Annotated in this window: 20 protein-coding genes; 4 read left to right on the plus strand and 16 right to left on the minus strand. The window is 40.9% G+C overall.

Going from position 1 to position 20,058, the window contains the following annotated elements; genetic code table 11:
- Nucleotides 1-84: 84 nt before the first annotated feature.
- The 14 genes from RMZ42_RS22995 to RMZ42_RS23060 all read right to left on the minus strand — a co-directional run bounded on the left by RMZ42_RS22995 (nt 85) and on the right by RMZ42_RS23060 (nt 12,283).
- Complete coding sequence (locus tag RMZ42_RS22995) at nt 85-366, minus strand: type II toxin-antitoxin system RelE family toxin (protein WP_322673588.1); 282 nt, start codon at nt 364-366, stop codon at nt 85-87.
- The gene (locus RMZ42_RS23000) at nt 335-559 is read right to left on the minus strand and encodes a hypothetical protein (RefSeq protein ID WP_322673589.1); all 225 of its coding nucleotides are present in this window, start codon (nt 557-559) and stop codon (nt 335-337) included. Before RMZ42_RS23000 ends, RMZ42_RS22995 begins: the two co-directional genes overlap by 32 nt.
- A 143-nt stretch (nt 560-702) precedes the next feature.
- Nucleotides 703-1,530: a phosphate ABC transporter ATP-binding protein PstB gene (gene pstB / locus RMZ42_RS23005; protein WP_322673590.1), complete on the minus strand. Its 828-nt coding sequence runs from the start codon at nt 1,528-1,530 to the stop codon at nt 703-705.
- Between the two features lie 51 nt (nt 1,531-1,581).
- On the minus strand, nt 1,582-2,481 hold the full coding sequence (pstA, locus tag RMZ42_RS23010; RefSeq protein WP_322673591.1) for a phosphate ABC transporter permease PstA: 900 nt from the start codon (nt 2,479-2,481) through the stop codon (nt 1,582-1,584).
- A gap of 6 nt (nt 2,482-2,487) precedes the next feature.
- Nucleotides 2,488-3,429, minus strand: a complete 942-nt coding sequence (pstC, locus tag RMZ42_RS23015) for a phosphate ABC transporter permease subunit PstC (protein ID WP_322673592.1) — start codon at nt 3,427-3,429, stop codon at nt 2,488-2,490.
- Between the two features lie 49 nt (nt 3,430-3,478).
- Nucleotides 3,479-4,480 (minus strand): PstS family phosphate ABC transporter substrate-binding protein, encoded by a 1,002-nt coding sequence (locus RMZ42_RS23020; RefSeq protein WP_322673593.1) that lies wholly within the window; start codon nt 4,478-4,480, stop codon nt 3,479-3,481.
- Between the two features lie 88 nt (nt 4,481-4,568).
- Nucleotides 4,569-5,726 carry a sulfate ABC transporter substrate-binding protein gene (locus tag RMZ42_RS23025; protein ID WP_322673594.1) on the minus strand — a complete coding sequence of 386 codons (1,158 nt, stop codon included), beginning with the start codon at nt 5,724-5,726 and terminating at the stop codon, nt 4,569-4,571.
- Nucleotides 5,727-6,015: 289 nt separating this feature from the next.
- A complete protein-coding gene (locus RMZ42_RS23030; RefSeq protein WP_322673631.1) occupies nt 6,016-6,231 on the minus strand; it encodes a type II toxin-antitoxin system HicB family antitoxin in 216 nt (71 codons plus the stop codon).
- 127 nt (nt 6,232-6,358) lie between these two features.
- Nucleotides 6,359-6,751, minus strand: coding sequence for a type II toxin-antitoxin system VapC family toxin (locus RMZ42_RS23035; RefSeq protein ID WP_322673595.1), 393 nt, complete (start codon nt 6,749-6,751; stop codon nt 6,359-6,361).
- Nucleotides 6,752-6,762: 11 nt separating this feature from the next.
- Nucleotides 6,763-7,038, minus strand: a complete 276-nt coding sequence (locus RMZ42_RS23040; RefSeq protein WP_322673596.1) for a hypothetical protein — start codon at nt 7,036-7,038, stop codon at nt 6,763-6,765.
- A gap of 151 nt (nt 7,039-7,189) precedes the next feature.
- Entirely contained in the window at nt 7,190-7,819 is a 630-nt protein-coding gene (locus tag RMZ42_RS23045; RefSeq protein ID WP_322673597.1) for a restriction endonuclease subunit R, read from the minus strand.
- Between the two features lie 151 nt (nt 7,820-7,970).
- The gene (locus RMZ42_RS23050; RefSeq protein ID WP_322673598.1) at nt 7,971-9,224 is read right to left on the minus strand and encodes an exonuclease SbcCD subunit D; all 1,254 of its coding nucleotides are present in this window, start codon (nt 9,222-9,224) and stop codon (nt 7,971-7,973) included.
- Nucleotides 9,225-9,353: 129 nt separating this feature from the next.
- The gene (cysH, locus tag RMZ42_RS23055) at nt 9,354-10,079 is read right to left on the minus strand and encodes a phosphoadenosine phosphosulfate reductase (RefSeq protein ID WP_322673599.1); all 726 of its coding nucleotides are present in this window, start codon (nt 10,077-10,079) and stop codon (nt 9,354-9,356) included.
- 614 nt (nt 10,080-10,693) lie between these two features.
- Nucleotides 10,694-12,283, minus strand: coding sequence for a DHA2 family efflux MFS transporter permease subunit (locus tag RMZ42_RS23060; RefSeq protein WP_322673600.1), 1,590 nt, complete (start codon nt 12,281-12,283; stop codon nt 10,694-10,696).
- A 276-nt stretch (nt 12,284-12,559) separates the two neighbouring features.
- Here RMZ42_RS23060 and RMZ42_RS23065 point away from each other — a divergent pair, with 276 nt between their 5' ends.
- On the plus strand, nt 12,560-13,156 hold the full coding sequence (locus RMZ42_RS23065) for a TetR/AcrR family transcriptional regulator (RefSeq protein ID WP_322673601.1): 597 nt from the start codon (nt 12,560-12,562) through the stop codon (nt 13,154-13,156).
- A 164-nt stretch (nt 13,157-13,320) separates the two neighbouring features.
- Here the strand turns inward: RMZ42_RS23065 and patD are convergent, their stop codons facing one another.
- Nucleotides 13,321-13,674 (minus strand): heterocyst frequency control protein PatD, encoded by a 354-nt coding sequence (patD, locus tag RMZ42_RS23070; RefSeq protein ID WP_322673602.1) that lies wholly within the window; start codon nt 13,672-13,674, stop codon nt 13,321-13,323.
- Between the two features lie 295 nt (nt 13,675-13,969).
- Between patD and RMZ42_RS23075 the strand changes: the two genes are divergently transcribed.
- Nucleotides 13,970-16,240 carry a bifunctional (p)ppGpp synthetase/guanosine-3',5'-bis(diphosphate) 3'-pyrophosphohydrolase gene (locus RMZ42_RS23075; RefSeq protein WP_322673603.1) on the plus strand — a complete coding sequence of 757 codons (2,271 nt, stop codon included), beginning with the start codon at nt 13,970-13,972 and terminating at the stop codon, nt 16,238-16,240.
- Nucleotides 16,241-16,319: 79 nt separating this feature from the next.
- Here the strand turns inward: RMZ42_RS23075 and RMZ42_RS23080 are convergent, their stop codons facing one another.
- Nucleotides 16,320-17,522: a HAMP domain-containing sensor histidine kinase gene (locus tag RMZ42_RS23080; protein ID WP_322673604.1), complete on the minus strand. Its 1,203-nt coding sequence runs from the start codon at nt 17,520-17,522 to the stop codon at nt 16,320-16,322.
- Nucleotides 17,523-17,773: 251 nt separating this feature from the next.
- Between RMZ42_RS23080 and RMZ42_RS23085 the strand changes: the two genes are divergently transcribed.
- Both RMZ42_RS23085 and RMZ42_RS23090 read left to right on the plus strand, forming a co-directional pair.
- Nucleotides 17,774-18,490: a class I SAM-dependent methyltransferase gene (locus RMZ42_RS23085; RefSeq protein ID WP_322673605.1), complete on the plus strand. Its 717-nt coding sequence runs from the start codon at nt 17,774-17,776 to the stop codon at nt 18,488-18,490.
- A gap of 415 nt (nt 18,491-18,905) precedes the next feature.
- Nucleotides 18,906-19,985: a M4 family metallopeptidase gene (locus RMZ42_RS23090; RefSeq protein WP_322673606.1), complete on the plus strand. Its 1,080-nt coding sequence runs from the start codon at nt 18,906-18,908 to the stop codon at nt 19,983-19,985.
- Nucleotides 19,986-20,058 lie beyond the last annotated feature (73 nt).

Consider the following 20,058-nt stretch of genomic DNA (forward strand, 5'->3'; position numbering starts at 1 on the left):
TACTTCAATTTAGTACCATTAAACCTCAGTATATTTTCCAAAATTACTTTGGTAATTCCCAGTTATTAAATTACTAATTACGAATTATTTTTTATAAGCATCTCCTCTCGCACCAATAGCGTAAATTTCGATGTCTCTCGAATCAATATCAACTGTAAAAATAATTCTGTTTTTACCTATACGTAGTCTGTAAAATCCCTCCCAATCACCTTTCATCTTTTTGATATCTAATTCTGTAAACGGGATAATGCCTTGGTCTTCGACAGCAATAAAAATTTGCTTTATTTGCTCCCGAATATTTTCGACATCTTCAGGATTTGCTTTTTCTAAAAATTTAATCGCTTTTTTGCGAAATTTTATTGCCATATCTTACCCAATCGGTCATATCAATTACTTCATCTTCAGCATCATCTGAAGGTAGACCGAATTCGGCTTCAAGTTCGCGTTGCTCATCATCACTTATGTAAGGAATAAGAATTTGGCAGAGTCGAAGTCTTTCTTCTTGTAGAACTTCACGCATCGTTTCTTTAATCAATGCTTTTAATTCTTGAATTTCCACTGTATGCCTTTAATTCGTAGTTAGATGTATATATATTACCTAGTCTCAGCTTGTGCGGGAGGGAAAGGTTAAAGGGCAAAAGAATAATAGTAGTTCACAACTGAACTTGACTTTTACCTTTCCCCTTCTACTGTGATGCCTCTTTAGCCAAACCGTCCACTGATATAATCCTCAGCTTCTTTGGTTTGAGGAGAACTGAACATTTGGGCTGTAGGATTAAACTCAACTAATTTGCCGCGACGCTTACCATGCTCGTCAATTTCTGTATTGAAGAAAGCCGTAAAATCTGCGACTCTAGAAGCTTGCTGCATATTGTGTGTCACCATGATGATGGTGTATTGCTCCTTGAGTTCTAAACAGAGTTCTTCTACTTGGCGGCTAGAAATTGGGTCGAGAGCTGAACATGGTTCATCCATTAATAATACATCTGGCTTCATTGCGATCGCACGAGCAATACAAAGTCGTTGCTGTTGTCCGCCAGATAATGCAGTACCCTTCTCTTTAAGTTTGTCTTTGACTTCATCCCAGATAGCAGCGCGTCTAAGGGAATCTTCCACCAATTCATCGATGTTACCTTTATAACCGTTAGCCCGCGGCCCAAAGGAAATATTTTCGTATATTGACTTGGGGAAAGGATTTGGTCTTTGAAAAACCATGCCGACTTGACGGCGTAATTTTACAGAATTTATCTTCGGATCGTAAATATTGCGATCGCGATAATTCAGTCTACCCTCAACTTTAGCTCCAGGGATTAAATCATTCATCCGATTGAAGCAACGCAGAAGAGTACTTTTACCACATCCTGAAGGCCCAATAAAAGCAATAATTTGTTTATCAGGAATCTTTAAGTAGACATCTAAAAGTGCCAGAAATCCACCGTAATACACCTTCACCCCTTCAACATTGAATACACCATTATCTTGGTCAATTGTGGCACTATCTGATTTACTTCTACTATTGCTATAAGTCATTTGGTTGAACTCCAATATCTATGAATCTATCCAAATTAGATATTTAATTACCTAATTTATTGAGAAGCGTTGTCGAATATAAATTGCAACACCATTTAAAGCTAAAATCAAAATTAACAACGCAATAATTGTGGCTGCTGCTGCACTAGCAAAACCCGGTTCGGGACGAGTTATATAACTGTAAATTTGAATGGGTAATGCCATAAATCTCTGAAACAAACCAGGGTTAAAGGTGAGAAAACCCACAGCACCGACAACAATCAGAGAAGCTGCATCACCTATAGCGCGCGATACAGAGATAATCACCCCCGTCAGAATACCGGGAACAGCATAAGGTATGACATGATTGCTAATAGTTCGCCATTTTGTGACACCTAATCCGTAAGAAGCATTTCTCAGAGAATCTGGAACAGCGCGAATTGCTTCTCTAGCTGTCACAATAATTACTGGTAAAGACAACAAAGATAAAGTCAATGCACCGGAAATCAAAGCGGGGCCAAACCCAAGCAAATAATTGAAAACCCCTAAACCTAGCAATCCATAAACGATAGAAGGTACACCCGCCAGATTACTGATATTAATCTCAATAATCGCTGTCCACCAAGCTTTAGGTGCGTACTCTTCTAGATATAGAGCTGCTCCAACACCAATGGGGACAGTAACTAAAATCACAACCAACCCTAAAAGAATACTGCTGATAATTGCAGGGCGGATGCCACCTTGGTCAGGAAAACGAGAAGGAGTTTCCGTGAGAAAGCCGGGTGATAAAAATCTGCCTAATCCGTCTTTCAAAATATCAAAAAGTAGCAACGCTAGGACAAATAAACCAATCAGCAATCCTAACAAAAAAAGTACTTCAAATACTTTCCCTAATGTCTCTCTACTTTCAACATTATCGGTAAATTCTGCCGCAGAATCGAGAGAATCATCTTGTTGATAACTTGTAGCCATATCTATTTAGTCGTATTTTTCTTTAAAGCGATTAGCAATCCAGAAACTCACAATATTCAAAGCAAGGGTAAGTAGAAATAAAACAGCGCCTACAGCATATAATGTTTTGAAATTGAGGCTACCGCGCGGACTATCTCCACCAGAAATTTGTGCCATGTAGGCTGTCATTGTTTCTACTGATTCTGCAAAGTTGATAGTTAGTCTTGGTTGCTGTCCGGCGGCGATGAGGACAGTCATTGTTTCACCCACAGCTCGAGAAATACCCAAAATAATCGAGGCTATGATTCCAGAAAGCGCGGCTGGTAGAACTACTTTAAAAATGGTTTCCAGTTTAGTGATACCTAAAGCATAAGATCCTTCTCGCAAAGAACGCGGAACTGCTCGGATAGCATCTAAGCTGATAGAACCAACAGTAGGAGTAATCATTACCCCCATCATTAACCCCGCACTCAAAGCGTTGAATATTTCCAGAGGTATCACATTTCGCATCAATGGTGTAAGGAACAACAGGGCAAAGTAACCATATACTACTGTAGGTACTCCTGCCAAAAGTTCCACTGCCGGACGTAAAATAGCTGCTACTTTGGGTTGAGCATACTCACTTAAATAAATCGCAGAAGACAAACCTAGAGGAATAGCAACCGCCATTGCAATAGCTGTAGTTAAAAAAGTGCCATTAATTAAGGGCCAAATGCCAAAATGTTTCTCTGCAAATAGAGGTGTCCATTTAGTATCAAGAAAGAATTTGGCAAAGGAAACTTCTTGGAAAAAACTGAATGTCTCCTGAAAGATAATTACGACAATACCAAAAGTAGTCAAAACCGAAACTAAAGCACAAGCAAATAAAATTACCGCAACAATCTTTTCAGATATATCTTCAGATGGATTTTTATCCAGAGACTGTCTGGATTGTAGATAAAGACCATCTTGAGAATTAGTATTTTGCATAAACAATTAACTTCTCACTAAAATTAAACTACTATGCCTGAGACTTTATTTAAATAAAGTTTGTGATCGGTTCACCTGGTTTTGCTTTTTTAAACTTTGTCCCAGTTTCACCAGTAGCAAATTTTTGTTTGACTTTGAGGTAAGCTTCATCAGGTAATGCTACATAACCTACACTATCTACCCACTTCCAAGAATTTTCTAGATAAAAATCTACAAATTCTTTGACTGCTGGCTTTGTATCTAAAGATTTTTTGCTGACATAGATGAAGAGAGGACGAGACAAAGGTGTATAGATATTTTTAATTACATTATCCACCGGAACTGGTTTTTCACACTTTCCAGTAAGACTTTCTACACCAACTAGATTCAGTTTTTCTTGATTTTGAATGTAGTAAGATATCCCAACATAACCCAAGGCTGTTACATCACCTGACACTCCTTGTACCAAAAGGTTTTGATTCTGAGTAGCAGTGTAGTCTGTACGGCCATTCTTGGCTTTGCCAGTCACAGCTTGAGTCATATAATCGAATGTTCCTGTATCAGAAGATGGAGCATATAGCTTTAGCTTTTCGTTAGGAAACTTGGGATTAACTTGATTCCATGCCAATATTTTGCCGTCTGATTTGCCGCCCCAAATCTTACCCAGTTCCTTAATAGTTAGACATTTGGCAAAGTTATTTTTACGGTTGGCAATCACGGCGATGCCATCTAAAGCTACAGGCAACTCGACAAATTCAATATTCTTACTTTTACATTTTTTGATTTCTTCATCTCTAATGGTTCGAGAAGCACCAGCGATATCAATATCGCCATTACAAAATTTACTGAAACCACCACCAGTGCCACTTGAGGCAACGCTAACTTGAGCCTCAGGTTTAACTTTACCGTATTCTTCTGCAACTGCTAAAGAAATCGGAAAGCCTACAGCTGCACCATCAATACTCACTTGACTTTTCAATTCTTGCCCACCGTTACAACCACTGATACTGCTGGCAATAAGCATTAAAGATGTTAGGAAAAAGCTATCCTTAAATCGGCTACGAAAGCTCATAAAATTATTAATTTCAGTAAAATGACTGTAAATTGCTGCTTATGCTTGGCTATCTGCAAATAAAAAATGCTGCATTAAAAAATACAGATCATGCTTTGTTTGCAGCTTGCACTTTGTCAAAAATTGCTCCATCTCCAAAAAACTTTTTCTGGATAATATCCCAGCCACCTAAATCTTGAGATGTGAATAAAGTTTTAATTGGCGGATGTTGTGATGCTACTTCTTGGCTAACGGTGGGATTAACAGGACGATATTGTAATTTGGCAAATTCCCGTTGAGCTTCTGTAGAGTAAAGAAAATCAACAAATGCTTGTGCAACTTCTCTTGTACTATGTTTATCGACGTTTTTATCAACTACCGCCACAGGATTATCAATAGAAATATTGACTTGAGGTACAACATAAGGCAACTTCGTCCCATTTTGTCCTGCCAAAATTACCTCATTTTCGTAGTTAATTAAAACATCTCCCTCACCTTTTTGGAAGAATAAATTGCTAGCCTCACGGGCATCTTTCGTTAGAGTCGGGATATTCTTATAAACTTTGGTGACATAATCTAGCGCTGTGGCTTCATCACCACCTGTTAGACTCACCGAACCCCAGAAAGCCAAGAATTCCCAGATAGCAATACCAGAAGTTTTTGGGTTGGCGGCAATCACTTTCACGCCATCTTTTGCTAAGTCTGCCCAAGTATTGATACCTTTAGGATTGCCTTCACGGGTGACGATCGCAGCAACCGATTTACTAACAATACCATTTCTGGGAGCTTCGGTTTCCCAACCTGATTTAATCAAACCTGCTTGTTGAATTTTGCTGACATCGAGAGGAAGTGCTAAGTGTACTATATCTGCTTCTTGCGAACCGTTAATGACAGCAGCCGCTTGAGCGCCAGAACCTCCATAACTTTGCTCAAATGTAACGTTTTGGTTGTGTTCTTGCTTCCACTTTTCGATAAATTTGGGAATTATTTGGTCATGAGCGGCTTTGGTGACAGAGAAAGATACAAGTTTTAGCTTAACATCATTTTTGCTAGCTGAACTGCTTCCAGAACAAGAGGCAACTGCTATACTCAAAAAAATACTTGTTAAAAACAGACTCACAAAGCTTTGTACACTGCGTCCATTCAACCAACTTTTAATTGCGTGTTGATACCGGAGTTGTATACTCTGCAAAGCTTTCATGACATAAGGCTGTATTCCTTCACTTAGAAATTTACTTAACTGTGTCGGTTGTTGCGACTTGCTCATTAGAATCACCCCTAAATCTACGGTATTTCTACATGCATACCGTGATTAGGAGAATTATAGGGTATATAGAATAATATTTATCATCTGGATTAATTTTTTTTTACTCAATGAGCAATTAACGATCAAAACTAGCAAATAAATCTGATTTACCAAGGCATTTTAGAAGACAGTTTTTTTGCTGGATAGCAAAACAATCTGATTGCATACATAATATTTACTAAAAAATATGTAATTTTTAATACAAAACAATAATGAAGGCTCGATTTTATTTTGACACTTGGGAATTGACTCATATCTCAACTGCGACTCGTTGAATACCAACAAAGTCCACTGAATCCTGCTGTTCTTCCTCAAATTCTAAACAAAGTTCAATCGCTTCTCTAATCCGCTCCATTAACTCATCTAAAGTTTGGGCTTGCGTATGACAACCAGGAAGATTAGGGACGGAAGCAACAAAGTAGCCATCAGCATCTCGTTCGAGAATTACATTAAACTCTCGCTTCATCACTCTTCTTTTCTGAATTTATACTATATTAATTATTCTCTCATTATTGAAAGAGCGATCGCCCCTGTTGTGAGAATATACGATCGGGCGATCGCTCACTTGTAAAAATACTCATACAGCTTTTTTGCTACTCTAACCAGTTCTCTAATTGCAAATTAGGTATATTTTCAAAATCTTTGATATTGTTTGTAACCAAAATATCATTACGAGAACGGACAACAGCAGCAATTAGTGCATCTACTTCTCCTGTTGGTCTACCAATTTGCCTCAATTCACTTTGGATCTTACCAAATTGTCTGGCAGCATCTATATCAAATGGCTCAATAGGTAATAGTTCAGTTAGTTGTGCTAGTGTTTCTAAATTTTTTTCAACTTGTTTAGAACAGTAAACACCTTTGTAAAGTTCTGAAACTACTATTGTAGATAGATAGCATTGGCTGAAATAGCGATTGAATACAGGTACTACTTTGGAATTACCGTTAAGCAGTGCAATACAAATGTTAGTATCTAAGAGATACATTAGTCTTGATTCTATTTATCTATTGAATTTATTACCCTTCCTTGGTAAGTATGACGCTGCTGGTTAATTTCAGCAAAGATATCTATCAACTCTGTTTGGTCTTGCCAAACTCCAAATAATTGATTCAATTTTGCTAGTTTCTGTTCATCTGTTAAGTCTAGTTTTGCTACTACAGGTTCAGTAGCAGGTAGTTCTAGATTAACGATTATTTCTGCCCCATCAGGAATACTGTGAATTTGCTCTAATAATTCAATAGTTTGGCCGCGTTTGATTCCTCTAATTTGCATTATATGCTTACTCCTGTAATCTTTACTATTCAAATCTTAGATATTTTCTCATTACTTAATCTTAACTGATTAACTGATGTAGCGTAGACGCGTAGCTATTGGTCGCCAGACATCGCCCCTGTTATGAGAATATACGATCGGGCGATCGGGTTTAAGCACCCACCAACTGAGTCAGGCGTTTCAATATACGTAGCACGTCGTACAATTCATTTCCAGGGTTACGCATCAAAAAACCCTTTGATAAAGCATAACGTGGTGGATTTCCTTTCACTAATTTAACGAAAATAAACTCGCTTCCCGTAGCAATCATACCAAAACTAAGTTTATCATTATCTCGATTTCCTAACAGATAAGCAAGAATTTGTGCGAGTCCTTGTTCGACTGAAAACGAAGCTCTTTTAGACTCAATAATCATTAGCCAAAATTGCTCTTTTAAAACTAAGGTATCTATTCTACCTTTGATAATTACATCTTCATCTGGCACAGCAATATCTATAGATTCTTCTGATTTTACATAATACGGAGCTAGATAAAAATCCCCAATAAAAAGCAATGGGTCTATAACTGCCATTCTAACTACATTTTCCAGGAAAGGTGGGTAATTAAGAAGATTAAAATAACCCGTTTTTACCTTATCTAAAAGTTGTTTATCTAAATCATTGATTTCTGGTAAATCTTCTTGCCATTCACGGAAGAATGAGCCATCCAAAACTAACTCAATACCAAAGTTGTCAATTAAATAGCGTAAGTCGATGACTTTTGCTGGGATTGTTTGCGTCATATATTTTGGAGAGTGGAAAATAGGGCTTACACAAAATACCTGTAAAACTCTGATTTCTCCGTGCCCTTTACGCTTCTGCGGTAGCCTGCGGCAAGCCGAAGCGTCTACGTTATTCCATAATAATTAATTGTTAATTACAAATTATTTTCACCTACTCATTAGTTGCTGCTTCCAGCCAAACTTCCACATCATCTGCTAGCAACTTTTGTGCTGCATCCATCATTGAAGTTGCGATATCTTTAAGGTCTTCGCGGTTATTCAAGTAAGTTTTTAAAGCTTCCATTGGGTCGATGCTACTACTTGCGCTCAATTCAGGAATTCGGGGTCTGGCTAATTGACTGACTAATTCTGCTTGAATGGTATAGGTATGAGCGGGACTTAAAGCAGTATGTAGAGAGGAACTGTCAATTAAATCCATCTGTTCGGAGCGGAGTTTGTAAATTAGCCGCACTACAGCATCTTGAATATCATACTTGGCGATCGCTTTCATTAACACCGCTTGCGGATCGTCTGCTTTTGAGACATCCACTTCAATGGTGCGGAAAGTCCGAACTGTTAAAGGGCAAAATTCCCACTCAGCGCTTCCCCGCTCCAGTTCTATCATCACATAGCCTTTGTCTTCTTTTTCTTCACTAAAATCTACCCGCTCAATACTCCCTGGATAAATCACCGGTGGATTGTTGGATTTATTCAGATTTTGGTGGCGGTGGACGTGTCCCAATGCTACATAATCAAAACAAGGTCGCGTCAGCAAAGATAGGGGTAGAGTAAAGCCTTTACCCACCGCCAAAAATCTTTCTGCACCCAAGCTAGCATTGTCAGCCATCAAGTGAGCCAAAAGGATAGTAGGTACATCTGGGTCAAGACGGCGAACTTCCCCTTCTAAAACAACTCGCAGACGTTCCGTTAATAGTTGGTTGACTTCCGCCAAAGATAAACCTTCAGTCTCTTGGCGAGTCATCAAGGTGGAACGGGTCAGCCAAGGCAGGGTGATTACTTGCACTTTGCCATTACGGGTTTCGATACAGTGCGTAGTTAATGTATCGCCAACAACAAACCCTGGCACTCCCAAAGTGCGGTAAATATTTAAACTCGCCCCTCCCTGCCCTTGGGAATGTTGGTCGTGGTTGCCAACCAACAGCACTGTTGGAATATTGGCATCCATCAGACGGCGAAACTGGCTAGCAAACGCTTGTTGTACATAAGGCGGTGGTGTCGCATCTGGGAAAGCATCGCCACCAAATATCACCATATCAACAGCATCTGTCAGCGCTCGGTCAATACATATAGATAGAGTATTGACAAAATCCTCCAACCGTGTATTTAATCCCGTTTCTGGATTAATTCGTCCGTGGGAAAAGCCGCTTCCCATGTGGATATCGGAGAGATGGAGGATTTTAATCATATTTGTCCTTTATTCTTAGTCATTTGTCCTTTGTCTAATACTAATTACAAATGACTAAATGAGTCCTTAACCGTTTGTCCTTTGTCATTTTTGACCAATGACTAATGACTAATGACAAATGACCAATGACTAAATATGAATTCCACATTCTGTTTTATCGCTTCCCCGCCAGCGTCCGGCGCGTTCGTCTTCGCCTTCACCTACTTTGGTGGTGATGGGTTGGTCGCCGATGCTGGGATAACCTTGGTCGTGGAGGGGGTTGTAGATGACTCCATGTTCAGCTACGTAAACCCAACTATCTTGGCGTGTCCAAGTAGCTATGGGATTTACTTTCAGCCGACCTTTATTATCAAATTCAAATATGGGCATATTTGCACGGGTTACTGCTTGGTCACGGCGGCGTCCGGTAATCCAAGCAACGCTGTTGAGTTCGTCTAAACCCCGTAATAATGGTTCAATTTTTGTAATATTGTGGAATTGGGCAATATCCGTGTCCCAAAGTTTGTCGCCGTATTTCGCTTCAAAGGCTTCGCGGGTGTCTACATCTGGAGTTTTGAAAGTTTGCAAATCCAGATTATAGATTTGTTTGGCTTTGGCAACTAATTCTAGGCTTTCAGGGAAGTGGTGCAAAGTGTCGAGAAAGATCACAGGAACGGGATGCTTCAGTTCGCTGTAAAGAATATGGGTAATTATCATGTCATCCACGTTAAAGGCGCTTGTTTGCACCAGCCCCGTTGGGATATTCTCTATAGACCATGCCAGTATGTCTTTGGGTGTGGCAGTTTCAAATTGCTCATTTAATTTTTCTAAGTCAAAAGCGATCGCTTGGTTTCTAGATGCCGTGGAGACTGTCATGATAATCTTCTATTCAAATATTTCTACCTTGATTAATATCGATCTTACTGCATCAAGACGCGTATTCCGCTCGGAGATAAGGTAATTATTTTGGGCGGAAAGTACTACATTTTGAAAATGGAGAATAGGACAAGAAAATAATTACGCTAAATACTTATTATAAATTATACAAAAGTGTCTGCCATAGTTATTATTAAGAAACTTTACGGTAATTTAAGTTTTGCATTAGTTTTATAGATATTTATACTGATTTTGATATGGTTAAGGAACTATTAATAAAAGGGATTTTACTTAAATGAACAACGCAAAATTCAGCAATCCATTAGGTCAGTCTATAATTATGGGCGCTTTAATGATGTTAACCAGCGTTGGGGTTATTACAATCATGAACTTTTTCTAAGATTTAAGATTTCTCATTTTAGAAATAAGACTTCATATAGTCCCGCTCAAAACTGAGTGGGACTTTTACTTTTTTCATCCAGATCGATCGGTGTGTATTAATTTTCTGCTATCACTTTCGGCAGAAAATAATCCAAAAGCCGTGTTATTACGTAGTTTTGCACTCAGAAAATTTAGAATAGGGATGCGAGCGCTATTTCCTTATTTCCTTTACCTTAGTGCCCGACTGGCGCTTTCACTCCTGCACCGCCTTTACCCAAAAATAGCAACAGAGGTAATGAGCAAAGAAACCCTATCCCTACGACTCGAAAGCAATCTGCGTAAGATAAAACCGCAGCTTGAATATCTACTGTTTGACTCAATAAAGCTAGTGCTTGTTGTTGTGCTGTTGCCGCATCCATACCTTGACCTTGGAGTGCCCCGTTGAGCAAGTCGAGACGCTGACTGGTTTCTGGGTCATAAGGGCTAAGTTTTGCTAACAGCATAGCTCGATGAAAAACCTGTCGTCGGTCAAGCAGAGTAGTAAGTAGGGCAATGCCGATACTGCCACCTAGTTGTCGGGTAAGGTTGTAGAAACCAGAACCAGCAGAAACATCTTGTTTAGGTAGCGGGCCTAAAACTGCCAAACTCAAAGGGAGAAACATAAATACAGTAAAAGCTCCGCGCCATACCAATGGCCAAAATAAATCGTCTGTGCCGCTTTGTGGAGTAATTGCTGCTAATTGAAACATGACTCCAGATGAGCCGACAGCGCCGATCGCAATTAAAAATCGGGCATCAACTATACTAGTCAGCTTGCCTAATAAAACCATCCCGATCGCAGAGGCTAAAGCCCCAGGTGCTAATAATAGTCCTGTTTGTGTTGCCGTAAATTGCAGCACGCTTTGAGCAAATATCGGCACAGCAAACAGTGCGCCATAAAGCCCCATACCCACCACTGCTGAAAGAACGCTTCCCGCAGCTAAAGAACGGTGACGCAAAACTCTCAAATCCACAGCAGGGTGGTCTGTTTTCAGTTCTCGCCAAATAAACAACCCCAAACCGATAATACCGAGGATAGTCAGAGAGACGATGAAACTAGAGGAAAACCAGTCGTCTGTTTCCCCTTCTTCTAATACAGTTTGTATGCTACCTACGGCCACGATTAAAAAACCAATTCCCCACCAATCAACAGCTTGGTTCTTTGTATCGCTCTTATCCTTATTTTTTGGCAAAAACGCCAAAGACATCAGGACTGCAACGATCCCAAAGGGAATGTTGACAAAGAAAATCCAGCGCCAGCCTAAACCATCTACTAAGAATCCTCCTAAGGTTGGGCCAATTGCTGGGCCAGCAATTACACCCACGCCAAAAACTGCTTGGGCCAAACCTTGTTCAGCTGGGGGAAAAGTCTCGAACAAAATCGCTTGGGCTTTCGCTAGCAATCCGCCACCGCATAAACCTTGGAGAATTCGAGCCGCAATCAACATCGGTAGATTGAAGGACAGCCCACATAAAATAGAGGAAATCGTAAAACCAACTAGCGAGAAGATAAAGTAGGTTTTACGCCCAAAGTAATCTCCCAACCATGCAGATAAGGGAATTAAGACGACGTTAGCGATCGCATATCCGCTAACTACCCAACCCACTTCACTGACAGTTGCACCCAAGGTAGCTTGGATATCAGTGAGAGCGACGTTAACAATACTAGTATCAATTACTTCTAATATTGCACCAAGAGAAGCCGTAAATGCGATCGCCCACTTCAATGGCCCGTGGACATAACCAAATTGGTCAAAACTAGAACCTTTAATGTTGATAGCCATTATTTAGCACAAATAATATTTGGGAGATGTCAAGCAATGCCAAAGCTAAAATTAAGTATTGTATATATACGCTACGGTAGCGTATCATATAAAAACGGTCAAGAGAGTTTTTTCTGAAAAGTGGCAGAAATACCTATGCTAAAGATGGATGGTCATTGCTGCTGTTTTAGTGCGTGAGAATTGGGTTATAAAGCTTATTTGTTTCCCAGAAGCGATGTTCTATGCCCAACAGTGGAGTAAATGACCAAAAAGATATTGCTTGGGGATGATATTTTTATGAGTAAGCAAATCAACAGCACCTCTGGACGCCCACGCAGCATCCACGCCGACCAAGCGATTCTGCAAGCAACTTTGGATCTGCTTGCAGAGGTAGGATATGAAAGCATGAGTATAGAAGCGATCGCTTCTCGTGCTGGAGTTGGTAAAACAACCATCTATCGGCGTTATACTTCCAAAGAAGAACTAGTTGCAGACGCGATCGAAAGTCTCAGAGATGATTTAGCGATCCCCGATACCGGCAGCTTTTGGGGAGACATGGATATCCTGATTAAGAATGCCGCCAAAAAAATAGATAGTCCCCTTGGTCGTCAGACACTTGCACTGATTATTAGTACAGCGTCTAGCAATCCTCAGTTTGCCGAGGTTTACTGGACAAAATATACAAAACTCAGACGTGAAGCTTTTTCTAAAATACTTAAACGTGCCAAGTCCAGAGGCGAAATTCACAAGGACGCAGACGTAGACTTAATTATCGACCTTGTAAGCGGTTCACTATATTATGCACTGATCTTCAAACCCACAACCGAGCCAGTAGAAGCATACATGCGCCGCACCATGAATCTTCTGCTCAAAGGCATTGAGAGTGGGGAATAGGGCATAGGGAGACGAGGGAGACGGAATAACCAATGCCCAATGCCCAATGACAAATGACAAATGACAAATGACAAATGACAAATGACAACTTGTTAGCAAAATAACTTTTCATCATCGGTCATAAATGAGATGATGGAGAAATTAGAGAAAAAGGTGAACAATTGTTATTTTTCTCCTTCCGCTTCTGGTTGCAGAATAGCATCACAGTATTGAATGAGGGTTGTCAAGCGATCGCTAATCGTTTGAAGTCTCGTTTGTACAGTAGATGCTTGCCGCGCTCCTTGCAAAAACATCACATCTATTTCCAACAGGCGCAATTGCTTGCTCATCTCCGTTTGATAAGACTGCACTCGCCAGTTTTCATCAGCCAAAGGCACAATCTGTTGCCCGAAAAATTGCTGCAACGTGGCTACACGCTGCCGCAGTTCTGGCGCAGCGATTTGGGTAGTTGTGGCATCGGAGCGTAATTGCTCTAACAAAGTTACGAATGCCAGATATTTCTCACGGTTTAAAGACATCCAGTGCTAGTTAAGATAGTATTAATGTCAAGTAATTTTTCTTCTACAATAAACTTTCTTAAAGACTTATCAGCACTAAAAGCCTCAAATCGTAATTTGGGGCTTTATTTGCCATCAATGGATTTTCTTTAACGATCCTTGAAATTCAAACTGGATGACTACCACTGGCAATTGGAGAATCGTCCTTACACTGCTTTTTCCAACCCGTCTTTGGGCAACAGCATCTTTATCAGGGCGATGCTGCTAGTTTTATTTATCATTCACTTATCTACCGATCCATTCAAACCCAAATTGTATGAGCAGTATAGCGATAAATTCATCAGTTGACCTTGCCATTCCCGAATGGTTAAAAAAATGTTTGAAGGAGTCATCGACAACTAGCGGCGCAGCAGAAGATGACCGAAGACATAATGATGCGGTCTTAATTGGTCGGGCATTTGAATTTGCTTACCAACTGCATGAAGGTCAATACCGCAAATCGGGAGAACCATACATTGCTCATCCCATTGCTGTGGCTGAATTGCTGCGTGACTTGGGAGGCAGTGCTGCTATGATAGCAGCTGGATTTCTCCATGATGTCGTTGAAGATACAGAAGTTACAAGTCAAGAAATAGAAGAACGCTTTGGCCAAGAAGTGCGGCAATTGGTTGAAGGTGTCACCAAGCTTTCTAAAATCAATTTCACCAGCAAAACCGAAAGCCAAGCCGAAAACTTCCGGCGGATGTTTTTGGCAATGGCGCAAGATATTCGGGTAATTGTGGTGAAATTGGCAGATCGTTTGCATAATATGCGAACTTTACAATATATGTCAGAGGCCAGCCGCCGCCGCAGTGCCCAGGAAACGCGAGATATATTCGCACCTTTAGCCAATCGCTTGGGGATTTGGCGAATTAAATGGGAACTGGAAGATTTGGCTTTTAAGTATTTGGAACCGGAAGCTTACCGCCAAATGCAAGAGCATGTTTCTGAAAAACGCACGGCGCGAGAAGAGAAGTTGGTTAGAGCTACGAATATGTTGCAAGAGCGTTTGCAGCAAGCCGGAATCCACTTTCAGGAGATTAGCGGTCGCCCCAAGCACCTTTATAGCATTTATCAAAAAATGCACCGCCAGCAAAAGGAATTTCATGAAATTTACGATTTGGCAGCGCTGCGAATAATTGTTCAAACCAATGAAGAATGCTATCGGGCGTTGGCGGTGGTTCATGATGCTTTTCGCCCAATTCCTGGGAGATTTAAAGACTACATTGGACTGCCAAAGCCTAACCGTTACCAGTCGTTGCATACTGGGGTGATTGGATTAACTGGCCGTCCTTTAGAGGTGCAAATTCGGACAATCGAAATGCATCATATCGCCGAGTATGGGATTGCCGCTCATTGGAAGTATAAAGAAACAGGTGGTTCTAGCATTAGCCATTTGACAGCGACAGATGACAAGTTTACTTGGCTGCGGCAACTGCTGGAATGGCAAACCGATCTCAAGGATGCCCAAGAATATCTTGATAGCGTCAAAGATAATCTATTTGAAGATGATGTCTATGTCTTCACCCCTAAGGGGGATGTTGTGCCTTTAAGTCCCGGTGCTACCACTGTAGATTTTGCTTATCGCATTCATACAGAAGTCGGAAACCACTGTTCAGGGGCGCGGGTGAATGGGCGAATGGTGCCACTGTCAACGCGGCTGCACAATGGCGATATTGTAGAAGTTCTCACCCAAAAGAACTGCCATCCGAGTTTAGATTGGTTGAACTTTGTCAGAACTTCGGCAGCGAAATATCGGATAAAACAATGGTACAAGCGATCGCGCCGGGAAGAAAATGTTGCCCGTGGACGGGAATTGTTAGAAAAGGAACTGGGTAAAACTGGTTTTGATAGTTTGCTGAAGTCGGATGCGATGCAGATTGTCGCCGAAAAGTGTAACTACCACAGCGTAGAAGATTTACTCGCCGGTTTAGGTTACGGAGAGATTACCTTGAACCTAGTACTAAATCGCTGGCGAGAAGTAGCCAAGGGACAACAACCAGTTGCCACTGTGTCGCCATTTATCCCCAAAGAACCAGCGACATCAAAAGCTTTGCGAGATGCACCTGCAACTACCTCACGTTCCACTGATTCGCCAATTTTTGGGGTGGAAGGTTTGGTATATTATTTAGCTGGGTGTTGTACCCCGATTCCTGGCGAACCAATTATTGGTGTGGTAACGCGAGGTAGGGGGATTTCAATTCATCGCCAAGGCTGCCATAATCTGGAGACTGTGGAATATGAACGCTTAGTACCAGTTAGGTGGAACCCAGCCGCCGAAAATAGTGGTCGTCCGCACACGTACCCCGTAGATGTTCAAATTGAAGCCCTTGACCGTGTAGGGGTGCTAAAGGATATTTTGTCACGGTTAAGCGATCAAGGGATCAATGTCCGTCATGCCCAGGTGAAAACCTCTACTGGTCAACCAGCATTGATCGACTTAGGAATAGATATACGCGATCGCCCCCAGCTAGAGCAAGTGTTTGTCCAAATTAAGAAAATGAGCGACATTTTGAATATCCGCCGCGTCGGTCAAATTGACGAGTAGATGCGCCAGTTAGGTGCGTTAACGGAGTGTAACGCACCAGTTTAAGTTGCGATTTCACTTTCAAATTTCGCTGAAATAGTCAGCCGTGGTTATAGGTGAGCGCTTCTAATGGCAAAATTACAGTAAATGTAGATCCTTTTCCTAGCTGTGAATCTACTTTAATTTCACCATCCATTAACTGAACGAATCGAGAGACTATTGCTAAACCTAATCCTGTACCATCAGAATTTTGCACTTGGGGAGCAGTTACTTCCCGAAAATAGGGATTGAAGATTTGTGCTTGAGCATCTAAAGAAATACCAATACCACTATCAGTAATGGAGATAGCCCACTGCTGTTGAGATACCGTCCAACACTCCAAATGAATTGAACCAGATTCTGTGTAGCGAATTGCGTTACTGAGCAGATTTATTAGAATTTGCTGAAGCCGAAGCGGATCTGTGATAATTTGACTTGGGGCGCGATCGCATTCAACAACCAAGGATAATTCTTTAGTACGCGCTAATGGCTCAATCATCTCTAAAACAAAGTTGATTAAACTACGTACATCGGTTAAAGTAGGCTGCAATTTCATCTGTCCGGCATCATAGCGCGAAATTTCCAGAGTATCGTTAATTAACCGCACAAGAAGTCTACCACTCTTAAGAACTCGCTCGATACTTTCAAGATTTGCATAGGTGTCTTTGAGTTCTGATTGCTGACGCTGCTGGCGCAGAAATAAGTCTGCGTAACCGATGATTGAAGTCAGGGGCGTTTTCAGTTCATGAGCCAGATGAGAGAGACTATCTTTATTAGCGCGAACCAAACGAGTTAGTTCTTGATTAGTCAACCGTAACTGACTTTGGAGTTGTTTAAGCTCTTGTAATCGTCCTTGAGTATAACTATTAAAGCATCGCGCGATCGCTTCATCAATTACTGTATCAATCAGGCGAACAGCCCTTAGCACCTCTTGTGCAGATCCCTGTAATAAATCTTCTTCTAAAAAGGAAAAAATCACAAACCTGAGTAAACGATACTCTCGCGCAATTTCCTCTGGTTCAAATCCCTGTTGGGCGCGGAGTGTACCGTGTTCTAAACTTGCATCTACTACTGTCTGCAAATCGCTCGTTGCAGATTCAGAAAGTACTGTTGCTAATGCTGTCAAAACGCGGGGTAAGCTATCCCGTACAGCTTTGAAAGTAAGTTCATTAGTAGCTTCAATTTGTTCATCTTGGTAAACTGCTTCTACCCATCGATCGAGAATGGCATCACTTTTTGCAATTAGAGTCTGACTAAAATCCATCTTTTGCTCAACCCAACACAGCGAAGCCTCTTCCACTAGAGGTAGATTAGTACGTTTTATGTCAGTTCGCACCTGACAGAAGATAGAGGTTAGTGAAAAGACAGGTTCTTATTGAACTAATAACTTCAGCTTATTTCACCATAAATGCAAGAGCGATTTTAATACTAAAAGTTTCTCTTATCGATGTAGCATATACCCCAGTAATGATGGATGATTAATATTGATTAATTTGTCTATTTTTTCCAAATTTTATGCAACAGTTATTTCCTGGAGAGGTATTCGCCAACACTGCGGATTTTGACACTGGTATTCGCCAACTGTTACCGCGATACGATGAGATGTTAGAGGTAATTACCCGTTGTTTAACTTCTACAAGTCGGCGTATTTTAGAATTAGGTAGTGGTACAGGCGAACTTAGTCTCAAGATACTCAACCGCTTTCCAGATTCCCAAATAATTGCCCTAGATTACTCACCGAGAATGTTGCAATTTGCTCAAGATAAAATCACAGCAGCTGGATATCAACAACGCTGGACTGGTATACAAGCAGATTTTGGCGACTGGGCAAATAATCCAGAGAACTTGGATATTGGTAGCGAATTTGATGCTTGTGTCTCATCTTTGGCAATTCACCATCTCCAAGATGAGATGAAGTTGAAATTATTTGAGCGAATTGCTGCTAGCCTCACTCAAGACGGCTGTTTTTGGAATGCAGATCCTACCTTACCAGAATCACCAGCCTTAGCAGAAGTTTACAAAGCGGCACGAGAGGAATGGGCAATTGAACAGGGAATTAATTTGACAGAGATTCGCGCTAAACGTGCCACCAGCAGTTCTCAAGGTTACTCCAGTCAAGACCAGCTAGCTAGCTTAGATGCTCATTTACAAATGTTGAGCAAAGCTGGATTTAAGGCAGTTGCAGTACCTTGGAAATATTATGGTCTAGCGGTATTTGGTGGCTGTTTGTGAAAATTTTAAGTTTTGGATGCCTAGATTTGAGATTCCCCTGTCTCCAATAGGCATTTATAGAATTAACAACTTGATAGTAACAAAACAGCAATAAATAATATTATTTCTGTTGATAAGAACTAATATATAAACTCAATAGGCCTGTAAAGGAAGTCTTGCTAACTTACACAAGGGTTTTGACTGAAACTTGCGTTAATTAAGCTGGCTTGGTGTTTTTATACAATATTTCCACATCATAAGTAGCCGTGAGGATACTATCAATCCTCTACAGACCTATCCAAAAATACAGAGTAGAAAATTTTCTTCAAACAAGAAACCAGGAACACGCGATTTAGATTCGTTTTTCTGCTCCTTTCTCCAGTGGAGTTAAAGCCACTGTTTGCCATCACTTAGTTTCAAAAGGAGAATATCTTGGATGGCTCGAAATAAAAAGAAATCAGTCGGTTTCAAGCATGAGCAATCACCATACTCTAGATGCCCTATTTGTTGTATTATCCCACCCCATATACTAAAAAATGTCGTGGTCAATGGTAATCCCCAGCAACGTACTTGGGCATTTCATACATTAAATATTTCGGCACAATTTCAGGGACGGAGAAACGTCGTAGGTAATATCTCATTCGCGCCTTCTCCTGGTGAGAAACGCCGTACCATCTACGATGCCAAAAATGGGCAGCAACTTCCTGGTACGCTGGTGCGTGCTGAGGGCGATCCTCCCAGCAGCGATCCAGCAGTGAATGAAGCCTATGATGCTGCTGGTGCGACTTATGACTTGTTTAATGAGATGTTCGATCGCAATTCCATTGATGATAAAGGACTACGTTTAGACTCAAGTGTGCATTATGGTGTCAAATATGACAATGCCTTTTGGAACGGCGACCAAATGGTTTATGGTGATGGCGATGGAGAACTATTTCAACGCTTCACGAAATCAATTGATGTGATTGGGCATGAGTTAACTCACGGTATAACCCAGTACGAAGCAGGTTTACAGTATTATGGCGAACCTGGGGCACTGAATGAGTCATTTTCTGATGTCTTTGGTTCCTTGGTGAAACAAAAGACTAAAAATCAGACTGCACAAGAGGCAGATTGGCTGATTGGTGAAGGTCTTTTAGTACCGACTGTCAAAGGTGTTGCCCTCCGCTCTATGAAAACACCTGGAACAGCATACGATGACTCTGTAATGGGTAAAGATCCTCAACCAGCCCATGTGAAAGATAAATATACTGGTACTGAAGATAATGCTGGGGTACATATCAACTCAGGAATCCCTAACTATGCCTTTTATCTAGCGGCTGTTGAGATTGGTGGCTATGCCTGGGAAAAAGCTGGCAAAATATGGTATGTAGCTTTACGCGATCGCTTGCGTGCCAAAGCAGATTTTAAAAAAGCTGCTAACGTCACCATTCAAGTTGCTGGCGAACTCTACGGTAATGACAGTAATGAGCAAAAAGCTGTGCGAAATGCTTGGCAAAAGGTAGGAGTTATTTAAAGTGAGGAGTGAGGAGTTAGGAGTTAGGAGTTTTTTCTTAACTTCTAACTCCTAACTCTTAACTTCTAACTTT

Source organism: Nostoc sp. DedQUE05, from assembly GCF_034530955.1.
In the GTDB taxonomy this organism is placed as follows: Bacteria; Cyanobacteriota; Cyanobacteriia; order Cyanobacteriales; family Nostocaceae; genus Nostoc.

Excerpts from the sequence above, each read along its gene's own strand:
- RMZ42_RS22995 (WP_322673588.1), bottom strand. The coding sequence starts at position 366 with ATGGCAATAAAATTTCGCAAAAAAGCGATTAAATTTTTAGAAAAAGCA.
- pstB (WP_322673590.1), bottom strand. The coding sequence starts at position 1,530 with ATGACTTATAGCAATAGTAGAAGTAAATCAGATAGTGCCACAATTGAC.
- pstA (WP_322673591.1), bottom strand. The coding sequence starts at position 2,481 with ATGGCTACAAGTTATCAACAAGATGATTCTCTCGATTCTGCGGCAGAA.
- pstC (WP_322673592.1), bottom strand. The coding sequence starts at position 3,429 with ATGCAAAATACTAATTCTCAAGATGGTCTTTATCTACAATCCAGACAG.
- RMZ42_RS23020 (WP_322673593.1), bottom strand. The coding sequence starts at position 4,480 with ATGAGCTTTCGTAGCCGATTTAAGGATAGCTTTTTCCTAACATCTTTA.
- RMZ42_RS23025 (WP_322673594.1), bottom strand. The coding sequence starts at position 5,726 with ATGAGCAAGTCGCAACAACCGACACAGTTAAGTAAATTTCTAAGTGAA.
- RMZ42_RS23030 (WP_322673631.1), bottom strand. The coding sequence starts at position 6,231 with ATGAAGCGAGAGTTTAATGTAATTCTCGAACGAGATGCTGATGGCTAC.
- RMZ42_RS23035 (WP_322673595.1), bottom strand. The coding sequence starts at position 6,751 with ATGTATCTCTTAGATACTAACATTTGTATTGCACTGCTTAACGGTAAT.
- RMZ42_RS23040 (WP_322673596.1), bottom strand. The coding sequence starts at position 7,038 with ATGCAAATTAGAGGAATCAAACGCGGCCAAACTATTGAATTATTAGAG.
- RMZ42_RS23045 (WP_322673597.1), bottom strand. The coding sequence starts at position 7,819 with ATGACGCAAACAATCCCAGCAAAAGTCATCGACTTACGCTATTTAATT.
- RMZ42_RS23050 (WP_322673598.1), bottom strand. The coding sequence starts at position 9,224 with ATGATTAAAATCCTCCATCTCTCCGATATCCACATGGGAAGCGGCTTT.
- cysH (WP_322673599.1), bottom strand. The coding sequence starts at position 10,079 with ATGACAGTCTCCACGGCATCTAGAAACCAAGCGATCGCTTTTGACTTA.
- RMZ42_RS23060 (WP_322673600.1), bottom strand. The coding sequence starts at position 12,283 with ATGGCTATCAACATTAAAGGTTCTAGTTTTGACCAATTTGGTTATGTC.
- RMZ42_RS23065 (WP_322673601.1), top strand. The coding sequence starts at position 12,560 with ATGAGTAAGCAAATCAACAGCACCTCTGGACGCCCACGCAGCATCCAC.
- patD (WP_322673602.1), bottom strand. The coding sequence starts at position 13,674 with ATGTCTTTAAACCGTGAGAAATATCTGGCATTCGTAACTTTGTTAGAG.
- RMZ42_RS23075 (WP_322673603.1), top strand. The coding sequence starts at position 13,970 with ATGAGCAGTATAGCGATAAATTCATCAGTTGACCTTGCCATTCCCGAA.
- RMZ42_RS23080 (WP_322673604.1), bottom strand. The coding sequence starts at position 17,522 with ATGGATTTTAGTCAGACTCTAATTGCAAAAAGTGATGCCATTCTCGAT.
- RMZ42_RS23085 (WP_322673605.1), top strand. The coding sequence starts at position 17,774 with ATGCAACAGTTATTTCCTGGAGAGGTATTCGCCAACACTGCGGATTTT.
- RMZ42_RS23090 (WP_322673606.1), top strand. The coding sequence starts at position 18,906 with ATGGCTCGAAATAAAAAGAAATCAGTCGGTTTCAAGCATGAGCAATCA.